Source organism: Phenylobacterium sp. (assembly GCF_035276905.1).
In the GTDB taxonomy this organism is placed as follows: Bacteria; Pseudomonadota; Alphaproteobacteria; order Caulobacterales; family Caulobacteraceae; genus Phenylobacterium.
In genome coordinates this window covers 1-3641 of sequence record NZ_DATELG010000007.1, presented here as the reverse complement: position 1 = coordinate 3641, position 3641 = coordinate 1, and the positions used below count along the sequence as shown (strand labels likewise).

The window sequence follows — 3641 nt, the reverse complement described above, 5'->3', positions numbered from 1 at the left end:
TGGTCGGGGTCTGCGGCGGCGGCGCGCGACAGGCCCAGCACGACCATCATCAGGGCCGCGACGCCCGCCGCCAGGCCCAGCGACTGGACGCCGAGGTCGGCGAGCACCGCGCCGGGGCCGCCGAGCGCGTTCTGCACGCCCGCGCCGCTGGCGGCGTTGAGGCTCGGATCGGCGGCGCTGTAAGTGGCGAAGGCGACCGCCAGCGCCACGCCGAAGGCCGCGGTCAGACCGCCGCGCAGCCGGGCCGCGCTGGGATGGGCCCAGGCCAGCTGCGCGATGTGCCAGACGAGCGCCATTCCGGTCTTCCGCGCCACGCGCGCCATGCGAAGTCGCTCCATCTGCCCGACGAAGCTCCTGTTTGCCTGGAGACCGTTAAGAGCCGTTTACTTTGCGCCCGCGGAGCCCGCGGCGGGATGCCGCCCCGGGCTTGCTAGAACCAGGCGCCGACGTTGAGCGTCCAGACCCAGCCCGTGCCGCCGACGACGTAGGGAACCGCCGTGTAGCCGATCGCCGAGCGGTTCATGTAGATGCCCTCGGCGTTCAGGCGCACCTGCTTGCGCTCGAACGGGAAGTAGGTCAGCCCAAAGCCTATGTCCCAGGAATTGCCGAACTCGCCGATGACCTTCGAGCCCATGGCATAGGCCTGCAGGGCCCGCGGTTTCAGCATTCCGGAGGCCAGCACCTGGAAGCCGCTGTCGTACAGACGTGTCACCGGCACGAAGCCGACGACGTCGAAGTCGTTGACCCAGCGGAAGTAATACTCGCCGTCGAGAGACCAGCCCCGGTATTTCACCCCCGCGTCCAGATCCAGCATCTGGTAGGTGGCCTTGGTGATCTGCCCGCCGGTTCGGAACGCGTCGGGCTGGAAGATCACCGTGCCGTCGGAAAGGCGGATCTGGCTGTTCTCGATGCCGGTCGTCTTCGGCTGGCTTTGCGCGTCCTCGCGGCTCTTGGTGAAATGGACGCCGAGCAAGGTCGCGACGTCCTGGTGCTCCTCATAATCACCGAAGCCGAAGCCCGGCCCGTATTCGCCGGTGGTCGGCATCCAATAGAGGACGCCGGAGTAGGTATCCAGCCCGAAGGCCATCTGGCTGGCGCTGACGCCGAGCGCGCTCAGGTTGTTCGTCATGGAGACGTTGTAAAAGAACCTGTACGGCAGCTTGCCCATTGCCTGGACGCCCGTGGCGTAAGAACCCCTGAAGAATTCATCCGCCAGGCCGCGATGGTCGATCATGAGCCAGTTCGGGAACGACTGAGCCGTCGTCCGCGTCGATGGCACCGAGAAGATCCCGGCGAACACCCTCAGCGAGTCAGAGAAGGTATAGTTGATATTCCCGCCCACGACGACTTGGGCCGGGTCGCCCTGGCTCACATTCTGCGTCCAGGCGTAAAACACGTAGCGGAACCGTGGATCGAACAACCACCCGCGAAACTGGAGCTGCAGCCTGTTCAGCTGAACGTCTTGCCGCTTGTCGATCTGAAACGTCCGCCCGAAAGCGTCCGTGTAGTGTTCCTTCAGCCCGCCTTGATTGAGGTAGCGCACGTAGCCGTTCACCCCGAGCGCCAATCCCCCGTTCTTGCCCTCGACGAGGACGAGGCCCGTGCCCTGCTTGTAGGGCCCTTCTTCCTGTTGCTTTTCGCTGACGGCGCCGCCGCTGTTCTCCTCGGCCGTAGGCGGAGGCGGCGTTATCCGGACGATCTCCTGCTTCGACGGGGCCACGCCGAGCTCCGTCTCCAGCGCGGCGATCCGCGCGTCGAAGCCGTCGATCTGCTTCTGCATGTTCTGCTGCATGGTCGCCAGGTCCTGTCGGGCGCGAACCAGGTCCTGCAACTGCTGCTGCACGCGCTCACGCTGCGGGACGTCCGCGGGCGCCGTCGGAACCGCCTGCGCATGGGCTATGCCGGGCGCCAGCAAGAGCGCTGGCAGCAGAAATCTGCAGCAGTCGACGCGGCGCATCGCCGAACTCCTTTCCCCTCACGAACTGCGGCACACTGCGATTTGAGATCGGGCGTCTTTTACTGGCGACGCATTGCCTCCAGCAGCGGCGAACCCCCGGCGTCGCCCGCCGACGCCGGAGAAGACAGGGTTTCCGTTGGGCGGTAGACCAGAACGCCACGGCCGACCTGGCCAGGCTGAACCTGATCCCAGCCGGCGACCGACCGACGCACGTCTTCGAGGCCGGCCGCCCATGCCTCCTCGATGGTCGCGCGAGAGAATTCGTAGTCCTTCACGGCGCCAAATCGCGAAGGCCGCCTGTTGATCAGGCGAATGACCATCCAGCTGTGTTCGTCGCAGATACTGGCCAGTTTTTGCGCGTCAGGATCGGACTTCAGTTCCGGGGGCAGCTTGTCCAGCAATCGCCTGGCGGCCTCGGCGAGCTCGCCGAGTTCCTGCAGGCGGTCGATGTTGAAGCGGGTCCGGCTCGCATACTGGATGTCCTTGGCCCGCTCCGACACCTGGCCGAGATTCCGCGGCAGCTCGCCTTGAGCGTTGAAGTTATCGACCTGGATGATGCGCGCGGTCGTCATCGGCCTTTGGTCGGCCACGTACGTAATCGGCGTATTGGTGACCACGCCGCCATCCCAGTATTGCTCGCCTTCGATCGTCACCGGCGGAAAGCCCGGCGGCAGGGCGCCGCTGGCCCGGACGTGCTCTACGGTGATGGGCGTCGAGTCGGTGTCGAAATAGACGGACGTCCCCATGCGCACGTTCACGGCGCCCAGCGACAGGCGGACGGGACCGTTATTGATCAGATCGAAATCGACCAGCTCCTCCAGAGTGCTCTTGAGGGGCGAGGTGTCGTACATGCTCAGGGCGCCTTCGGCGCCGTCGGGCGCAAACCACGGCGGCGGGGTCCGGGGCGTGAAGAAGTCCTGGATGCCAAAGGTCATCGCCGACATGGCGGCCATGTAGTTGGCCGCCGGCCGTAGCGAATCCAGCCATGCTGGCAACGGCGGGGTGACGTCGAGCGACATCCTCCGCCAGAACTCACGCAGCCGTTCTACCCGCCGCTCGGGCGGGTTGCCGGCGATCAGCGCCGAGTTGATGGCGCCGATGGAGATGCCCACGACCCAGGTCGGCGCGATGCCGACCTCGATTAGGCCCTCATAAACGCCGGCCTGGTAGGCTCCGAGCGCGCCGCCGCCCTGCAGCAGCAAGATTTCGTGATCGAACCCGGTTCGCACCATTGGCGCGCCCTCCTGTTCCGCCTCAGGAATTCCGGCCCAAACCTGGCCGTCCAGGGCCCGCCGGCCGGGACGATTCCACAACTCCCGTTCGCGGAACAAGGATCGATGGCCTCGGCGAATATCATTGGATGTCCCTCACGCGCGGGGCCGCCGGGAGCGAGTTCGAACGGCCCGGCGCGATGTGCGCTTCCGCTGACGGGGCCGTCCTATTAGGGTCCCACGCCATGCAGTGGACCATGCCGCACCGCGTCTTGCAGATCGTCGCCGGCCTGATCAGCCTGGCGGCGGTCAGCGCCTTCGTGATGGGGATCGTCAACGCCCCGCAGCGCGGCGGCCGCCTGCCGGGCGAGAAGGCCACGGCCGGCGCCGGGCCCGCCGCCGCGATCGACGCGGTCGACGCCACGCCCTTGAGCAACGAGCGCATCGAGGGCCCGCCGCAGCCCACGCCGGAG

At 66.7% G+C, this 3641-nt stretch carries 4 protein-coding genes; 1 reads left to right on the top strand and 3 read right to left on the bottom strand.

Features of this window, described 5'->3' with window-relative positions:
* The 3 genes from VJS38_RS00290 to VJS38_RS00280 form a co-directional block, all read right to left on the bottom strand.
* Positions 1-323, bottom strand: a 323-nt coding sequence (locus VJS38_RS00290; protein ID WP_324086159.1) for a DNA translocase FtsK 4TM domain-containing protein, incomplete at its 3' end; no start/stop codon positions are given.
* A gap of 107 nt (positions 324-430) precedes the next feature.
* Positions 431-1957: a hypothetical protein gene (locus VJS38_RS00285; RefSeq protein WP_324086158.1), complete on the bottom strand. Its 1527-nt coding sequence runs from the start codon at positions 1955-1957 to the stop codon at positions 431-433.
* 59 nt (positions 1958-2016) lie between these two features.
* Positions 2017-3189, bottom strand: a complete 1173-nt coding sequence (locus tag VJS38_RS00280) for a patatin-like phospholipase family protein (protein WP_324086157.1) — start codon at positions 3187-3189, stop codon at positions 2017-2019.
* Positions 3190-3413: 224 nt separating this feature from the next.
* Between VJS38_RS00280 and VJS38_RS00275 the strand changes: the two genes are divergently transcribed.
* Positions 3414-3641: hypothetical protein (locus VJS38_RS00275; RefSeq protein WP_324086156.1), on the top strand; the 228-nt coding region annotated here is incomplete at its 3' end.

What these genes read in the sequence shown, in the direction of transcription:
- VJS38_RS00285 (WP_324086158.1), bottom strand. Translation starts at nt 1,957, where the DNA reads ATGCGCCGCGTCGACTGCTGCAGATTTCTGCTGCCAGCGCTCTTGCTG.
- VJS38_RS00280 (WP_324086157.1), bottom strand. Translation starts at nt 3,189, where the DNA reads ATGGTGCGAACCGGGTTCGATCACGAAATCTTGCTGCTGCAGGGCGGC.